Genomic DNA, 15,664 nt, shown 5'->3' on the forward strand with positions numbered 1-15,664 from the left:
TTGGGCTGGGTCGCCCGGGTCCACGGGGGCAGGACGAGTCGTGTGGAGCCGCCGGTCGGCGACCGAAGCCGGGCCGTTCCCGCCGGTGGCGGCGCCAGTGTCGGGCGACGCCACCGGGTCGGGACCGTCAGTTGCCGGTGACGGTGCGGAAGCCGCGCAGGCGCAGGCTGTTGGAGACCACGAACACCGACGACAGCGCCATCGCCGCACCCGCGATCATCGGGTTGAGCAGCCCCAGCGCCGCCAGGGGCAGGGCCGCCACGTTGTAGGCGAAGGCCCAGAACAGGTTCGTCTTGATGGTGGACAGGGTCCGCCGGGACAGCCGGATCGCGTCGACCGCCGCGAGCAGGTCTCCGCGTACCAGGGTGAGGTCGGCTGCCTCGATCGCGGCGTCGGTGCCGGTGCCCATGGCCAGGCCCAGATCCGCCTGGGCCAGGCCGGCGGCGTCGTTGACCCCGTCGCCGACCATCGCGACGACCTTGCCCTGCTCCTGCAGGCGTCTGACGACGTCGACCTTGCCCGACGGCAGGACCTCGGCGACGACCTCGGTGATGCCGACCTCGGCGGCGATGGCGTGCGCGACCGTGCTGTTGTCGCCGGTGAGCAGCACCGGCGTCAGCCCGAGTGCCCGCAGGCCTTCGATCGCCGCGGCGCTGGTCGGCTTGACCACGTCCGCGACGGCGAACACCGCCCGCGCCTGCCCGTCCCAGCCGGCCAGCACCGCGGTGCGCCCGGCCTCCTCGGCGGCCTGCCTGGCCGCGTCGAGCTCGGCCGGCACCCGCAGGCCGTGCTCGGCCAGCAGCGCGGCCCGGCCCACCACGACCGCCGTGCCGTCGACGACGCCGGTCACGCCGAGCCCCTGCGTGTTGGCGAACCCGGTGACGGCGGGCAGGTCGCCGTCCTCGGCGGCGGCCGCGGCGATCGCCTGGGCGATCGGGTGCTCGGAGGCGGCCTCGGCGGCGCCGGCCAGCCGCAGTGCTTCCTGCTGACCGACGCCTCCGGCGGTGACCAGGTCGACCAGTGTCATCCGGCCGGTGGTGACGGTGCCGGTCTTGTCCAGCACCACGGTGTCGACCTTGCGCGTCGACTCGAGGACCTCCGGGCCCTTGATGAGAATGCCCAGCTGGGCGCCGCGTCCGGTGCCGACCAGCAGCGCGGTCGGCGTGGCCAGCCCGAGCGCGCACGGGCACGCGATGATCAGCACCGCGACCGCGGCGGTGAACGCCGCCGCGACACCGTTGCCGGTGCCGAGCCAGAATCCGAGCGTCGCCACGGCCAGGGCGATGACGATCGGCACGAACACCGCCGAGATCCGGTCGGCCAGCCGCTGTACGGCGGCCTTTCCGGTCTGGGCCTGCTCGACCAGGCGCGCCATCTGCGCCAGCTGCGTGTCCGCGCCGACCCGGGTGGCGCGGACGACCAGCCGGCCGCCGACGTTGACCGTGGCGCCCACGACGGCGTCTCCGGCGCCCACCTCGACCGGCACGGACTCGCCGGTCAGCATCGACGCGTCCACGGCCGACGCGCCGTCGTCGACGACGCCGTCGGTGGCGATCTTCTCCCCGGGACGGACCACGAACAGGTCGCCGACCACCAGCTGCCCGGTCGGGATGCGCTGCTCGCGGCCGTCGCGCAGTACGGTGACGTCCTTGGCGCCCAGCTCCAGCAGCGCCCGCAGGGCCGCGCCGGCGCGGCGCTTGGACCGCGCCTCGAAGAACCGGCCCGCCAGGATGAACACGGTGACCGCGGCGGCGACCTCGAGGTAGATGTTGCCCGCTCCGTCGGAGCGCGAGATCGACAGCGTGAACGGGTGCGTCATCCCGGGCTCCCCGGCGGTGCCGAAGAACAGCGCCCACAGCGACCACCCGAACGCGGCCAGGGTGCCGACCGAGATCAGGGTGTCCATCGTCGCGGCACCGTGGCGCAGGTTCGTCCAGGCGGCGCGGTGGAACGGCGCGCCGCCGTACGCGACGACCGGAGCGGCCAGCATCAGCGACAGCCACTGCCAGTTGGTGAACTGCCAGGCCGGGACCATGGCCAGGACGACGACGGGCACCGCGAGCACCAGCGACGTCCACAGGCGGCGGCGCAGGCCCGCCAGCTCGTCGACCGGCTCCGCGCCGGTCTCCGGCTCGGCGACGGGAACGGCCGCGGTGTAGCCGGTGGCCTCGACGGTGGCGATCAGGTCGTCGGTGGAGACGGTCTCCGGGAAGCTGACCGACGCCTTCTCGGTGGCGTAGTTGACCGTCGCGGTGACCCCGTCCATGCGGTTGAGCTTCTTCTCGATCCGGGCGGCGCACGACGCGCAGGTCATGCCGCCGATCGCCAGCTCGACCTGCTGCGTCGCCAGGACCAGGGGCTTGCTGTCGGTGCTCATCAGTGCCCTCCGTGGGCGTGGGTGGGGCTCGGCGCCGGCGCCACGGTCGGCGCGGCCGGTGCCGCCGGTCCGGCCACGGCGGTGAACGCCGCGGTACGTACGACGCCGTTGTGCTGGAAGTCCAGGAACAGCCGGTAAGCGCCGGCCGACGGCACCTCGGCGTGGAAAACGATCTGCGGCCCGGCGGAGGTGCGGCCGTCGCCGGGGTTGCCGTCAGGATGCACGTGCAGGTAGGCCAGGTCGCCGTCGCGCAGCGCGACCAGGTGCCCGTAGGCGGCCAGGTACGGCTGCAGGTCGGTGACCGGCTTGCCGTCCCTGGCCACGGTGAGGGTCAGCTTCGACGACGTGCCGGGGACCAGGTCGCCGCCGAGGGTCACGGTGTATCCGTCGACGGTGGCGGTACGGGCGGCGGCCGGCAGCGCTGCCGGCTGGTACGCGCCCGGTGCGGGCAGGTCCACGCCGAGGGTCAGGCCCTGGTCGCGTCCGGCGGGCCGGAAGTCGGCGAACAGCCGGTACTGCCCGGCCCCGGCGCCGGCCCGCATCGGGATCTCCCACACGCCGCCCGCGCCGAGGACGGGGTGGACGTGCTGGAACCCGGCCAGGTCCCGGCGGACCACGATCAGGTGCAGGTCCTTGTCGTGGGTGGGGGCGTACGCGGTGACCGGCGTCCCGTCGGGTCCGAGGATCCGGAACCGCAGCGGCTGCGGCTGCGCGGTCGACAGCTGCGTCGACAGCGGCTGCAGGCGGTAGCCGTCCTGGGCGACCTGCAGCCCGCCGGGAACCTCGACCGGGCCGGTCCGCGCGGTGGGGGTGGTGTGCTCGCCGCCGTGGGCGGTGCTCTGGTGCCCGGCGGGAGCGGCGGCGGGGGCGGGGCCGGCCACGTGGCCGGCCCCGTATGACGCTGCGAACACCGCGGCCAGCCCGAGCCCGAACAGGCTCAGCTTGAGCGGGGTGTTCATGACCGTGCTCCCACCAGTTCGTAGCCGGCCTCGTCGACGGCCGCAGCGACCGCGGCCTCGTCGAGGGCGCCGGCGCTGGACACGGTGACCGCGCCGCCGGCCAGGTCGACCCGCACACCGGTCACCCCGTCGAGCTTGCCGATCTCGGTGCTGACCGAGTTGACGCAGTGCCCGCAGGTCATGCCCTTGACGGTGTATACGGTCTCCATCGCGATCCCTCCTCAGACTATACCCCTGTGGGGTATCTGAGCCGACCGTAACATACCCCCGGGGGGTTTGTGTATCGGAGGGAGATGCCGCGCGTCACATCGGGGGCGGCGTCAGCCGCGCTTCATCAGCCGGCCGACCGCGGCCATCAGCTCGGTGGCCATCTCGTCGCCGCGGCCTTCCTCGGCGCCGTGCTGCATGCAGTGGCGGGCGTGGCCGTCCAGCAGGCCCAGGCCGACCTTGTCCAGCGCCGCCTGGATCGCCGAGATCTGGGTGAGCACGTCGATGCAGTACCGGTCGTCCTCGACCATCTTCTCGATGCCGCGCACCTGGCCCTCGATGCGGCGGATACGCGTGAGCAGCTGGTCCTTGCTCGCGGTGTAACCGCGGGTCGTGGCCGCCGGGGGAGTGTGCGCTTGCGTCGTCATGCCACCAGTGTAGTCAAACCCCTGGGGGGTATGCTAGCTTCGGCCGAGTCGATACCCCTAGGGGGTATGGGTACCCGAAAGCTCCGGCCTCGGGCCTCATGCGAAACGCGACCGCGAAAGGTACCCCCAAGGGGTATGTTGGAAGTTGATCGAGAACGGACTGGGGAGCCTGCGATGAAACACGACCACGACATCGGCCACCATCACCACGACGCCGGTGGCCGCGTCGCCGAGGTCGCCCTCGACTTCTGCTTCTGCGCCACCGAGCTGGCCGCCGTCGAACGTCTCCTCATCCGGCAACCGGCCATCAGCGCGGCGCACGCCGACCGCACCCGCGCCGTCGTCCACGTCGCCTACGACCCCGGCCGCATCGACGCCGACGGCATCCGCGAGCTGCTGGCCGGGCACGGCTACGGCTGCGCGTGCGCCGACTGCCCCGCCTCGTGCTGCCAGCCCGACCACCCCGCCGTCGGACCCGCCGACCAGACCGACACCCGCCACCCCGGCCACGCCGCCGCAGACCACGGCGCACACGGCGGGCACGAGGAGCACGCGGGCCACGAGGAGCACGCGGGCCACGGCGAGCACATGGTCGCCTCGATGCTGCGCCGGTTCGTCGTCAGCGCCCTGCTGACCATTCCCATCGTCCTGTTCTCGCCGATCGGCGGCGCGATCGGCCTGCCCGAGCAGCCGCCCTTCGGGCTGTCCATGGGCTGGTTCGGGCTCATCCTGGCCACCCCGGTCGTGTGGTGGGGCGGCTGGCCGTTCATCTCCTCAGCCGCCCGCTCGCTGCGTTTCGGCGAGGTCACCATGATGACCCTGATCGCCGTCGGCATCCTGGTCGCGTACCTCTACTCGCTGGCCTCGACGCTGCTCGGCGGGCACGAGGTGTTCTTCGAGGCCGCCGCGATGCTGACCACGCTGAGCCTGCTCGGGCACTGGCTGGAGATGCGCTCCCGGTTCGCGACCGGCCGGGCGGTCGAGGCCCTGCTGTCCCTGGCCCCGCCGACCGCGGTCGTACGCCGCGACGGCGCCGACACCGAGGTCCCGCTCGACCGGGTCGTCGCCGGAGACGTCATCGTCGTCCGGCCCGGCGCGAAGATCCCGGTGGACGGCACGGTCACCGACGGGCAGTCGTACGTCGACGAGTCGATGATCACCGGTGAGCCCGTGCCGGTGGGCAAGAAGGCGGGCGACCCGGTCGTCGGCGGCACCATCAACACCACCGGCGCGTTCACGTTCACCGCCACCGCGGTCGGCGCGGACACCGCGCTGGCCCGCATCGTCGCCATGGTGCAGAACGCCCAGGCGTCCAAGGCCCCGGCCCAGCGCCTGGCCGACACCGCCGGAAAGTACCTCGTCTACGTGGCGCTGGCCGCGGGCGCGCTCACCTTCACCGCGTGGATGCTGTGGGGCGGGCACGGGGTCGCGTTCGCCGTGACCGCGGCGGTGTCGGCGATCGTCATCGCCTGCCCCGACGCCCTGGCCCTGGCCACCCCGACCGCGATCACCGTCGGCGTCGGGCAGGGCGCCCGCGGCGGGGTGCTGTTCAAGAACGCCACCGCCCTGGAGGCCACCGCCGCCATCGACACCGTCGTGTTCGACAAGACCGGCACCCTGACCGCCGGCAGACCCGCCGTGACCGATCTCGTCCCCTCCGACGGCGCGACCGAGGCCGACCTGCTCGCCTCGGCGGCACGTGCCGACCAGCCCTCCCAGCACCCCCTCGCGGCCGCGATCGTCGACGCCGCCCGGCAGCGGGGCCTGGACGTCACGCCGCCGCAGCGGTTCGACTCCGTCCCCGGCCACGGCGTGCAGGCCACGGTCGACGGCAGGCGGATCCTCATCGGCAACCTGCGGCTCATGCAGCGCGAGCACGTAGCCGTCGACGGTCTCACGGCCGCGGCCGCGACACTGGCCGCCGACGGCAAGACCGCGATGTACGTCGCCCGCGACGGCGCCGCGCTCGGGGTCGTCGCCGTCGCCGACCCGGTCCGCGAGTCGGCCGCGACCGCGATCAGCGTCCTGCACCGCGCCGGGGTGCGCACCGTCATGCTCACCGGCGACCAGCGCGGCACCGCCGAAGCCGTCGCCCGCGGGCTGGGCATCGACACCGTCATCGCCGAGGTCCTGCCCGAGGACAAGGCCGGCCACATCACCGCACTGCAGCGACAGGGAGCGAAGGTCGCGATGGTCGGCGACGGCGTCAACGACGCCCCGGCCCTGGCGCAGGCCGACATCGGCATCGCCATCGGCGCGGGCACCGACGTCGCCGTCGAGACCGCGGACGTCGTGCTCATCCGGGACAACCCCGCCGACGTCGGCTACGCCCTGTCCATCGCCCGCGCCGTCCGCACCAAGATCAAGCAGAACCTGTTCTGGGCCGCGATCTACAACCTCCTCGCGATCCCCGTCGCGGCAGGCGTGCTCTACCCGAGCCTGAAGATCCTGCTGCAGCCGCAGTGGGCGGCGCTGCTGATGAGCGCCTCCACCATCATCGTCACCTTCAACGCCCTGCTCCTGCGCCGCCACAACCCACCCGCGCAGCGGGCCGCAGCCACGCCGGCACCGGCGCGGGCCGGCTGAGCTCGGCTGCCGGTGTCAGGCAGCCGGCGGACGGAGACCGGCCAAGGTCACGGTCACCAGCCGCCCGACACCGGCCTTCGAGGCCAGACCCGCTGCCGCCTGCAGGGCGTTCAGGCAGAAAGCGGCCAGCTCCGCCGCCGGCACATCGCCGCGTACGTCACCGGCGGCGGCCGCGTCACCGACCAGGCCGGCGACCAGCTCCCGCAGATGCGCGTGGGCATGGGCCAGGTGCTCGCCCTGGTGCAGCGACGCGGCCATCGGGCCGCCACCGTGCTGTGCCCGGCAGATGTGCGCGTACGCGTCCAGGACCGCCGACAGCGCCTGGTACGGCTGTTCGGCGTACCGGGAACGGACCTGGGCGAGCTGGTGCAGGTGCGCCCCGACCTGCCGCTCGTGCCACGCCCGCAGGATCGACTCGACATCCGGGAAGTACTTGTACAGCGTCGCCCGGCCGATCCCGGCCGCCTCGGCGATCCGGGACATCGTCACCGACGCCACGCCCTGGTCGGCGACCAGGCGCGCGGTGGAATCCAGCACCGCCTCGCGCACCGCGTTGCGGTGCGCGTCGATCGTGGCGTTCCACAGCTTCGGCACCCGAGAAGTGTACGAGACGTCGTGAGAGATACACCTCGTATTGTGTAAGACACTGTGTCTCGTTAAAGTCTGCCCCGGGACGGCGACCGCCCTCCTCCACCCGTCAGGACGGACACCATGACCTCACCCGACGCCACGCGCGACCGCGCACCGAAGACACCCCGCTGGGTCAAGCTCTCGGCACTGGCGCTGCTCGTGCTCGCCGCGGCATTCGTGGCCCTGCACCTGACCGGCAACAGCCCTTCGCACGGCGCCCACTGACGCGCATGCCACCGCGCCTGCGCAAGACCGCACTCGTCGCGCACGTCAGCACATCCATCGGCTGGCTCGGAGCCGTCGCCGCGTTCCTCGCCATCGCGGTCGCCGGCCTCACCACCACCGACGGCGACCGCGCCCACGCCCTCTACCTAGCCGGCGACCTCGTCACCCGGACCGTCATCGTTCCGCTCGCCGTGGCCTCCTGCGCCACCGGCCTTCTGCAGTCGCTGGGCACCAGCTGGGGACTCGTCCGCCACTGGTGGATCATCGCCAAGCTCGTCCTGGCCCTGCCCGCGACCGGACTGCTCCTGCTGCACACCGGGCCCATCGCCCAGCTCGCCGACCCCGCCAACACCACCGCACTGGCCGCTGGCGACCTGCGCGGCATGCAGACCCAGCTGCTCGCCGACGCCGCCGCCGCGATCGTCGTCCTGCTCATCGCCACCGCGCTGGCCGTGTTCAAGCCGCGAGGCCGTACCGTGCGCGGCCACCGCATGGCCCTCCTGGCAGGGGTCAGGCCACCTGCCCAGTCGTGAAGCAGCCGTCGCGTGTCCCAGCCAGACCCGCGGCGGCGGTGCGTCGCTGTGCGGTGCCGGCCTGGTCGCGAACGGGCCGGGTCACCACTGGGCGATGAGCGGCGTGTCCGGCTCGTGCCGCTGCCATGCCGCGGCGAGGCGGGTCAGGCGGGCGGGCGCGGCGATGCCGCGCACCGTGGTGATCCTGCCGTCGGCGATGTCGAACGTCACCGCGCCGACCACCTGGTCGCCGACGACGAACAGGATCGCGGGGGCGCCGTTGACGACGGCGTAGTGGACGGCGGACGTGCCGCCGGCAAGTCGCCGTTTGGCGGGTGTCGATGTGAACCCGGCTCGGGCGACGGCGGCGATGCGCGGGGCGGTGGTGTAGCGCAGCAGCGTCGCGGTCAGCCCGGCGCCGTCGGAGATCGCGGTCGCGTCGTCGGTGAGCAGCGCCACCAGCCGTTCGGTGCGCCCCGAGGCGGCGGCGGTGAGGAACTCCTCGACGATCCTGCGCGCCGATGCCGGATCGGCTTCCGCGCCGCGGCGGCGTACGGCGGTGATGCGGCTTCGCGCCCGGTGGAGGTGCTGCTGGCTCGCGGACTCGGTGATGTCGAGGATTCCGGCGATCTCGGCATGGCTGTAGGCGAACGCCTCGCGCAGCAGGTAGACGGCCCGCTCGTGGGGGGACAGGCGTTCCATGACGGTGAGCACGGCCAGCGACACCGATTCGCGCTGCTCGAACGTGTCCGCCGGGCCGAGCATCGGGTCACCGGCCAGCAGCGGCTCGGGCAGCCACGCGCCGACGGCCCGTTCACGGCGGGCCTGCGCCGAGCGCAGCCGATCCAGGCACAGATTGGTGACGACCTTGGTCAGCCACGCCTCGGGCACGTTGATGAGCCGCCGGTCTGCGGCCTGCCAGTGCAGGTACGCGTCCTGCACGGCGTCCTCGGCGTCGGCCGCCGAGCCCAGCAGCCGGTACGCCAGCGAGGCCAGCCGGGTGCGGCTGGCCTCGAACCGGTCGGTGTCGAACCGATCGGCGACGGTGTCGTCCACACGCAACACCCTAGGCGCCTACGCGAGCGACCTGGCGGCGGACGCGTCGTGCGCGACGGCCAGGCGGTGCTCGCGCTGGGGCAGGCCGAAGGTCGGGTGCCCGACGGCCCACAGCGACATCCACACGATCCCTGCCTTGATCCGCGCTGCGTTGCGGCCACCGACGTACTTCGCACCGGCCTGCGCTCGGGCGTCGACCGGCTGAAGGATCCCGTCGTGCCGCCCGAGGCTGATGTGGTTGCCGACATAGCTCAGCTTGGTGTTCGCGACCTTGCGGCCGGTCAGGCGCCCCAGGATCGCTTCGACGGCCTGCCGGCCGGTGTAGCCGGCCGAGGCGCACGACATCGGCAGCGGCAGTCCGTTGTCGCCGACGGCGTAGGCACTGTCGCCGGCGGCGAACACGTCCGGATGCGACACCGACCGCATGGTGCGGTCGACGACGATCAGGCCGCTGCCGGTGACCTCCAGCCCGCCGGCGGCGGCGATGGGGTCGACCGCGAACCCGGCCGTCCACACCGTCGCGTCCGACGCCAGGGCGGTGCCGTCGGCGCACAGCACTCCCGTCGCCTCGACGGCCTGGACGACGGTGTGTTCCACGACGGTGATGCCCAGCCGGTCGCAGGCCCGGCGCAGGTGACCGCGGGCACCGGCGGACAGCCGGGCACCCAGCTCGCCGGCGGCGACCAGCGTCACGGACAGGCCGGGCCGGGCCTCGGCGATCTCGGTGGCCGTCTCGATGCCGGTCAACCCGTCGCCGACGACCAGCACGCGGCCACCCTCGCCGCGCCTGTCCAGGCTGTCCAGGCGCTCACGCAGGCGCAGCGCGGAGGGCCGGGCCGCGACGTCGAAGCCGTGCTCCGCCGCGCCGGGCACGCCACGGCCCGCGGCGTGGCTGCCCAGCGCGTACAACAGGGTGTCGTAATCGAGCATGCCGCCGCCGTCGGCGTCGGCCACCGCGACGACCCGCCGGTCGGGGTCGATCGCGGTGACGCGGGCCACGCGCAACCGCACCCCGGTGCCGGCGAACACGTCGGCGAGTCTCGGGGCCGCGATGTCCCGGCCGGCCGCCAGCTGGTGCAGCCGCAGCCGCTGGACGAAGTCCGGTTCGGCGTTGACCACGGTGATCTCGGCACCGGCCGGGGACAGCCGGCGGGCCAGGGTCCCGGCGACAAAGGCCCCGGCGTACCCGGCGCCGAGGACGACGATGCGGTGTCTCATGTGCTGCTCCTGTCGGTGTGCTTGCTTGACTCCCGCGAGTTGAGCGGGACAGCTCACCGATTCCTGACAGGACCCGACTATGGCGTGGGTCACAGTGCGCGCAACACCCACGGGTGATCATCGCCGGCATGGCGCAGCGGTTTGGCGCGGTCGGGCGGGGCCTGGCACAAGGCAGACCGGACCGAGGTGCGCCACCCGCCGCTCCCGGTCCAAGCCGCCGATCTCACCGGTGCCTACAGCTCAGGCGGCGGCAGGCCGGCCAGATCACTGGCAGACCTGCAGCAGCTCCTCGGCGAACTGCGCCGCTTCTACGCCGACGCGGCGCGCGGCGACGAAGCCGTCGGCTACCGGTACGGCTGAGCGATCGCCGTCCCGCAGCCACGATCGGCACCGCGTCGCGTGATGTGCGCGGGTCTGTGCGCCGTCGGGCTGAGATGGAGGAGATCCGACCGACGGGTCGCCGAGAGGAGCAAGATGAGGCGCGCGCTATCAATCATCGCAGCGGGACTGCTCGTGGCAGCGAGCCTGCTCGTGGCCGGGCCGGCCGCGGCGGTGGACCTGCCCGGCTGGCCGCCGCCGGAGTACAACCTCGCCAGCACCGGGGTGAGGTCCGGCGACACCATCTGCCATTTCCCGGAGCACGCCGGAATCGGGACCTGCTTCAAGAAGACCGGCGACCAGCTGTGGGTCCGCGGCACCCCCAGCAGCGGAACCGTCGAGCTGCAGTGGCAGAACGAGCTTTACGTCGGCGGCGGCTCCTGGAGCCTGTACCGGCAGGGCTACTGCGCCAGCGGCCACGGCGGCCTCTGGGCCGTCTGCAACAAGGACTTCTACGAGAACAGCACCGAGCACCTGTACGGCTGGTCGGGCAGCCGGATCCGGTGGCGCGCCTGCACCCTGACCACCTGCGGCGAATGGGCCACCTGGGCTCGCAACGACGCCTGAACCGAGCTGGCCCGAGTACGCGACGTCGGGCCGGCTGGGCTCCCCTTCGGCACCGTCCGAAGGGGAGCTCGGCCGGTCTGTCACACCCTCGCGGTCATCGGCTGCCACGGCAGGGCGACGGGCTCGCGGCGCAGCAGCGACCGGTGCGCGGCCTGCAGTTCCGCGCCTGGCTCGACGCCGAGTTCGTCGTTCAGCGCGGCCCGGGCAGCCCGGTACACCGCGAGGCCGCCCGCCGTGTCGGCCGACGCCTGGCAGGCCGCCATCAGCACCGCCCAGGCGCGTTCTCTGGTCGGATGCTCGGCGACGAAGAGCTGGAGCCGCTCCCGCGCCTGCTCGGGCCGGCCCAGCCGCAGCAGCAGGCCGGCGTGCTCCTCGACCGCGGCCTGCCACCACGCCTCCAGCAGCACCCCGGTCGCCGACAGCACCGGGCCGCAGGGGACGTCCTGGAACGGGCGCCCGCGCCGGAGCAGGATCGCGCGGTCCAGGCAGCGCTCGGCCTCGTCGGGGTCCACGCCCCGGGCGTCGCGTCCCGCGTCGAGCGCGGCGCGGAACTCGTCCAGATCGAACCTGACGTCGCCGGGCAGCCGCAATGCCACCACACCGTCCTGTGTGGTCAGCTGCGGGGCGGGTCGCAGGCACCCGTTGAGCCACTCGCGCAGCGTCGCCAGGTGGTTGCGCAGGTTGCCCGCCGCCGACGCCGGGGGACGGTCGCCCCACAGCTCGTCGCCGATGCGCCGGCGCAGTACGCGGTGCCGCTTCTCCAGCAGCAGCATGGCCAGGATCGCCCGCACCCGCCGGGGCGGCACGCCGACCTCGGCGAGGTCGACACTGCTGGCGACCATGGGCCCGAACATGCCGATCGTCTGCACGACTGCCTCCCCGCTGCCTGCCCGGCGACCCCGGGCCTTCCTGACAGGTGCCGGAATCGTCGCAACGCGCCGGCGCCGAGGCGGTGATCTCGTACGATCTCGTACGCCTGGACGTGCGCACACCGGTGCGCCCTCAGCCGGTCACCGGCACACCCAGCTCGACCGACAGCTCACCGGCGAGGACCCGGCACCGGTCGGCTTCGGCCTCGTCGCCGGCCAGTGCCGCGGCCCGGCCGAGCTCTCCGTAGGCGTACGCCACCAGCAGCCGGTTCGCGGTCTCGGCGCCTAACCGGACGGCGTCGCGCAGCAGCGCCACGGCGGTGTCCGGCCGCCCGGCGGCGCACCGCGCCGCCGCGGCCCAGATCGAGGCCGTGCCGAGCAGGTTCGGGTCGCCGAGCGACCGCGCGATGTCCAGCGCCCGCGCGGACAACCGCACCGCCGCTGCGGCATCGCCCTCGCGGACGCGCAGCCGGGCGAGTTCCACCAGCGCCTCGGCCTGCTCGTTGCGCAGCCCCTGGGCTTCGCTCAGCCGCAGCGCCGCGTGCAGGTGCCGGTCCGCGGCGGTCCCGTCGCCGAGTTCCCGGCAGGCGCCCCCGAGCCCGATCAACGCTCTGACCTCGCCGTATCCTGCCCCGGCCAGCCGGCAGAGCGCCAGCGACTCCTCGAACGCCGCCGCGGCCCGCCGGTGCTCGCCGCAGATCCCCGCGACGCCGCCCAGGTTGCCCAGCTGCAGCGCCAGCCCCGCGTCATCGCCCAGGTCGCGGAACAGCGCGATCGCCTCCCGGTAGCGCGCCCGCGCCGGGGCGAACCGGCTCAGCCGCAGCAGCGCGGTGCCGAGGTTGGCCACGGCCCGCGCCTCGTTGAGCCGGTCGCCGACCTCCCGCAGGGCGGTGGCCGCCGCGGTGTACAGCTCGATCGCGGCCTCGGCCCGTCCGGCGCTGGCCTGCGCCGAGCCGAGACCGACCAGCAGCTGCCCCACCACGCCGCGTTCCCCGGCGGCCCGTGCCGCACCGAGGGCGATCTCGTGGGTCAGCAGCCACTCCTCGACGTACCGGCCCGCGAAGAAGTACCGCCACAGGCACAGCGCCAGCTGCCAGCCGTGCTCGGGCTCGCCCGTCTCCACCGCCTGCCGCACCACCGCGACCAGGTGCGGGCGCTCGCGGTCCAGCCACGCCAGCGCGCCGGCCCGCGAACCGTGCACGACGTCACCGCCGGGTGGCTCGCCCGCCGGGCGGGGGTGGGACCCCTGCGGCACCAGCAGGTCCATCGCGGCGGCCGCCGCGTGCCGGTAGTGCTCGAACAGCCTGCGCCGGGCCGCGCGACGCCGGCTCGGCGGGTCGAGCCGGCGCGCCTGGCCGCCGGCGAAGGCCCGGACGACGTCGTGCAGCCGGCCGGGATCGCCGTCGTGCAACAGGTTGGCCTGCCGCAGCTCGGCCAGGTGCCGCCGGGCGGTGTCCGGATCGACGCCGCTCAGCGCGGCCGCGGCCGCGGGCGTGAAACCGGCGACCGGCGCGATGCCGAGCAGGCGCAGCGTGCCCGCCACCGGCGGGGGTAGCCCGCGTACGGACAGCGCCAGCGCCGCCTCCACCTCGTCGCAGGGCCCGAGTTCCTGGCGGTGCTCGGCATGGTCGGCCACCGACAGCTCCGGGTGCTCGCGTAGCCGCGCGCCGCTGACCGCCAGCGCCAGCGGCAGATACCCGCACAGCCGCGCCAGCTGCGCCGCCGCGACGGGTTCGGCGTCGACCCGGGCCGGGCCGGCGACCGCGCGCAGCAGCGCCACCGCATCGGCCGGATCGAGCCCGGCCAGCTGGATCCGCCGCCGCTGCGGCAGGCCGCGCAGCTGCCGGCGGCTGGTGACCAGGGTCAGGCAGTGCTCGCCGCCGGGCAGCAGCGCGGCAGCGCTCGCCTCGTCCGCGGCGTTGTCGAGCACGACGAGCACCGGCTGCTGCCGCGTGATGCGCTGATAGGCCGCCGACCGGGCGGCCGCGCCCGCCGGGACACGGTCACCGGCCACGCCGAGCAGGCGCAGGAACTCACCGAGTACGACGGCGACGTCGACGGGCCCGCGTTCGGCGTCGACCCCGCGCAGGTCGACGTAGAGGTGATGGCCGGCCGGATGCCCGGCGGCCAGCGCCTGCCGGGCAGCGGCCAGCGCGAGGCTGGTCTTGCCGACCCCTGCCATGCCTTCGACGGCGACGACGGCACCGTGCCGCGGGTCGGGCCGGGCCGCCCACCGCGCGATCCGGGCCAGCTCCGCCTGCCGCCCGAGGAGTGCGCCCGCCTGGTCGGGCAGGTGGCCGCGCACGTCGACGAACAGGGCCGCCGCGGTGGCCTCCTGCCGGACCGCACGCAGGGCCGCCCGCCATCGGGCCGCGTATCCGCGCGCCGGGTGCAGCGCCGTCACGATCGCGGTGAACAGGTCCTCGTCGAGCCGCTTGCGGCCGGGGGAGAAGTACCCGGCGACGGTGCTCTTGCTGGTCGCCTCGTGCGCGGGCAGCCCGGCGCGGGCCCGTGCCCGGTTGATCCGGGCCGTGATCACGCCGAGTGACGGGTCACCCGCCCAGGCTTTGAGCAGCCGTAGCCGCGCGGTCAGGTCGTCGAGGCCGGCCGCCCGCGCCGGGTCGGGCGGGTCGGTGTCGTGCGCCTGTTTCACGTGCTCCTCCGGCGGGCCTACCCCGGGCGCCCCCGCGACCGCGGTCCCCGCAGTTCCGGGGCGGCCGGCTCCGGGCCGTGCCACCGCCTGCGACAGACATGCGCATACCTGTACGCGCTGGCCCGGCGTGAAGGTGGGTGCATGATCGGCCGGGAACGTCGTACGCGTCCGGATCGGCGGCGGTTCGATGAGTTTTCCCGCCTGGAGCGGTCATAGGGTTGAAGGGCTCACGAAGGAGATGGTGATCATGGCCGTTCCACCTGTCGTCGACCAGGCGACCTGGCGTAGGGAACTGGACGAACTGCGTGTCCGCGAGAAGGCGGCCACCAGGGAACTCGACGCGATCGCGGCGCAGCGGCGAAGGCTGCCGATGGTGCGGATGCCCGAGTACACCCTGGTCGGGGCCGACGGGCCGGTCCGGCTCGTCGACATCTTCGGCGGCAGATCGCAGCTGATCGTCTACAACCACATGTGGGACCCGGACGCGGAATGGCAGTGCGGCGGCTGCACCAGCCTCACCTCGTCGTTCACCCGGCTGGACTTCCTCGACAACTACGACGCGCGATTCGTGATCGTCACCCAGGGCCCGATCGACGCGGCCCTGGCCTACGCCGAGCGCGTCGGCAACAAGATGACGTGGTACTCCACCGCCGACAGCCCGTTCGGGGCTGACGTCGACGCCCCGCCGGGCGGCGGGTTCGGGTTCAACGTGTTCCTGCGCGACGGCGAGCAGGTCTACCGCACCTGGCACACGACCGGCCGCGGTGCCGAACAGCTCACGTACACCTTCGCGCTGGTCGACCTCCTGCCCTACGGGCGGCAGGAGGAGTGGCAGGACTCCCCGGAGGGCTGGCCGCAGCAGCCGACCTACAGCGGCTGGCTCGACTCGCCCGATGTCGCCCGGTTGTACGGTCCCGCGCGCTGAACGTTCCGCGACCGAGGGCGTTCCGAGCGCGTCCACGCGTGGCTCGGGCCGGGACACGCCCTTCGGGTCGAGTC

The 15,664-nt window shown here is 73.8% G+C and carries 15 protein-coding genes; 6 read left to right on the top strand and 9 right to left on the bottom strand.

Annotated features, from left to right (window positions below):
* Positions 1-127: 127 nt before the first annotated feature.
* From Cco03nite_RS14535 to Cco03nite_RS14550, 4 genes are all read right to left on the bottom strand, one after another.
* Complete coding sequence (locus Cco03nite_RS14535; RefSeq protein ID WP_203692602.1) at positions 128-2,377, bottom strand: heavy metal translocating P-type ATPase; 2,250 nt, start codon at positions 2,375-2,377, stop codon at positions 128-130.
* Positions 2,377-3,336 (bottom strand): DUF8832 domain-containing protein, encoded by a 960-nt coding sequence (locus Cco03nite_RS14540; protein WP_203692603.1) that lies wholly within the window; start codon positions 3,334-3,336, stop codon positions 2,377-2,379. Before Cco03nite_RS14540 ends, Cco03nite_RS14535 begins: the two co-directional genes overlap by 1 nt.
* Positions 3,333-3,545 carry a cation transporter gene (locus Cco03nite_RS14545; RefSeq protein ID WP_203692604.1) on the bottom strand — a complete coding sequence of 71 codons (213 nt, stop codon included), beginning with the start codon at positions 3,543-3,545 and terminating at the stop codon, positions 3,333-3,335. Before Cco03nite_RS14545 ends, Cco03nite_RS14540 begins: the two co-directional genes overlap by 4 nt.
* Positions 3,546-3,656: 111 nt before the next feature.
* Complete coding sequence (locus Cco03nite_RS14550; RefSeq protein ID WP_203692605.1) at positions 3,657-3,971, bottom strand: metal-sensitive transcriptional regulator; 315 nt, start codon at positions 3,969-3,971, stop codon at positions 3,657-3,659.
* Between the two features lie 174 nt (positions 3,972-4,145).
* On the opposite strand from Cco03nite_RS14550, the gene Cco03nite_RS14555 reads away from it, so the two are divergent.
* Complete coding sequence (locus Cco03nite_RS14555; protein WP_203692606.1) at positions 4,146-6,557, top strand: heavy metal translocating P-type ATPase; 2,412 nt, start codon at positions 4,146-4,148, stop codon at positions 6,555-6,557.
* Between the two features lie 15 nt (positions 6,558-6,572).
* Here Cco03nite_RS14555 and Cco03nite_RS14560 read toward each other — a convergent pair whose 3' ends face one another.
* Complete coding sequence (locus tag Cco03nite_RS14560) at positions 6,573-7,151, bottom strand: TetR/AcrR family transcriptional regulator (RefSeq protein WP_203692607.1); 579 nt, start codon at positions 7,149-7,151, stop codon at positions 6,573-6,575.
* 117 nt (positions 7,152-7,268) lie between these two features.
* Here Cco03nite_RS14560 and Cco03nite_RS14565 point away from each other — a divergent pair, with 117 nt between their 5' ends.
* Both Cco03nite_RS14565 and Cco03nite_RS14570 read left to right on the top strand, forming a co-directional pair.
* Positions 7,269-7,412 carry a hypothetical protein gene (locus tag Cco03nite_RS14565; protein ID WP_203692608.1) on the top strand — a complete coding sequence of 48 codons (144 nt, stop codon included), beginning with the start codon at positions 7,269-7,271 and terminating at the stop codon, positions 7,410-7,412.
* A 5-nt stretch (positions 7,413-7,417) separates the two neighbouring features.
* On the top strand, positions 7,418-7,945 hold the full coding sequence (locus Cco03nite_RS14570) for a DUF2269 domain-containing protein (protein WP_203692609.1): 528 nt from the start codon (positions 7,418-7,420) through the stop codon (positions 7,943-7,945).
* Between the two features lie 81 nt (positions 7,946-8,026).
* Here the strand turns inward: Cco03nite_RS14570 and Cco03nite_RS14575 are convergent, their stop codons facing one another.
* Together Cco03nite_RS14575 and Cco03nite_RS14580 are read right to left on the bottom strand one after the other, a co-directional pair.
* Complete coding sequence (locus tag Cco03nite_RS14575; RefSeq protein WP_203692610.1) at positions 8,027-8,980, bottom strand: sigma-70 family RNA polymerase sigma factor; 954 nt, start codon at positions 8,978-8,980, stop codon at positions 8,027-8,029.
* 18 nt (positions 8,981-8,998) lie between these two features.
* Positions 8,999-10,198 carry an NAD(P)/FAD-dependent oxidoreductase gene (locus Cco03nite_RS14580; RefSeq protein WP_203692611.1) on the bottom strand — a complete coding sequence of 400 codons (1,200 nt, stop codon included), beginning with the start codon at positions 10,196-10,198 and terminating at the stop codon, positions 8,999-9,001.
* 141 nt (positions 10,199-10,339) lie between these two features.
* On the opposite strand from Cco03nite_RS14580, the gene Cco03nite_RS14585 reads away from it, so the two are divergent.
* Complete coding sequence (locus Cco03nite_RS14585; RefSeq protein ID WP_203692612.1) at positions 10,340-10,558, top strand: hypothetical protein; 219 nt, start codon at positions 10,340-10,342, stop codon at positions 10,556-10,558.
* A 153-nt stretch (positions 10,559-10,711) separates the two neighbouring features.
* Positions 10,712-11,143, top strand: a complete 432-nt coding sequence (locus Cco03nite_RS14590; RefSeq protein ID WP_203692613.1) for a hypothetical protein — start codon at positions 10,712-10,714, stop codon at positions 11,141-11,143.
* Between the two features lie 80 nt (positions 11,144-11,223).
* Here the strand turns inward: Cco03nite_RS14590 and Cco03nite_RS14595 are convergent, their stop codons facing one another.
* Entirely contained in the window at positions 11,224-12,012 is a 789-nt protein-coding gene (locus Cco03nite_RS14595) for an AfsR/SARP family transcriptional regulator (RefSeq protein ID WP_203692614.1), read from the bottom strand.
* Positions 12,013-12,145: 133 nt separating this feature from the next.
* Positions 12,146-14,665, bottom strand: coding sequence for a tetratricopeptide repeat protein (locus tag Cco03nite_RS14600; RefSeq protein ID WP_203692615.1), 2,520 nt, complete (start codon positions 14,663-14,665; stop codon positions 12,146-12,148).
* 247 nt (positions 14,666-14,912) lie between these two features.
* Here Cco03nite_RS14600 and Cco03nite_RS14605 point away from each other — a divergent pair, with 247 nt between their 5' ends.
* Positions 14,913-15,590 carry a DUF899 domain-containing protein gene (locus Cco03nite_RS14605; RefSeq protein WP_203692616.1) on the top strand — a complete coding sequence of 226 codons (678 nt, stop codon included), beginning with the start codon at positions 14,913-14,915 and terminating at the stop codon, positions 15,588-15,590.
* The last annotated feature ends 74 nt before the right edge of the window (positions 15,591-15,664 follow it).

This window comes from Catellatospora coxensis (genome assembly GCF_016862635.1).
In the GTDB taxonomy this organism is placed as follows: Bacteria; Actinomycetota; Actinomycetes; order Mycobacteriales; family Micromonosporaceae; genus Catellatospora; species Catellatospora coxensis.

Excerpts from the sequence above, each read along its gene's own strand:
- Cco03nite_RS14535 (WP_203692602.1), bottom strand. The coding sequence starts at position 2,377 with ATGAGCACCGACAGCAAGCCCCTGGTCCTGGCGACGCAGCAGGTCGAG.
- Cco03nite_RS14540 (WP_203692603.1), bottom strand. The coding sequence starts at position 3,336 with ATGAACACCCCGCTCAAGCTGAGCCTGTTCGGGCTCGGGCTGGCCGCG.
- Cco03nite_RS14545 (WP_203692604.1), bottom strand. The coding sequence starts at position 3,545 with ATGGAGACCGTATACACCGTCAAGGGCATGACCTGCGGGCACTGCGTC.
- Cco03nite_RS14550 (WP_203692605.1), bottom strand. The coding sequence starts at position 3,971 with ATGACGACGCAAGCGCACACTCCCCCGGCGGCCACGACCCGCGGTTAC.
- Cco03nite_RS14555 (WP_203692606.1), top strand. The coding sequence starts at position 4,146 with ATGAAACACGACCACGACATCGGCCACCATCACCACGACGCCGGTGGC.
- Cco03nite_RS14565 (WP_203692608.1), top strand. The coding sequence starts at position 7,269 with ATGACCTCACCCGACGCCACGCGCGACCGCGCACCGAAGACACCCCGC.
- Cco03nite_RS14570 (WP_203692609.1), top strand. The coding sequence starts at position 7,418 with ATGCCACCGCGCCTGCGCAAGACCGCACTCGTCGCGCACGTCAGCACA.
- Cco03nite_RS14580 (WP_203692611.1), bottom strand. The coding sequence starts at position 10,198 with ATGAGACACCGCATCGTCGTCCTCGGCGCCGGGTACGCCGGGGCCTTT.
- Cco03nite_RS14605 (WP_203692616.1), top strand. The coding sequence starts at position 14,913 with ATGGCCGTTCCACCTGTCGTCGACCAGGCGACCTGGCGTAGGGAACTG.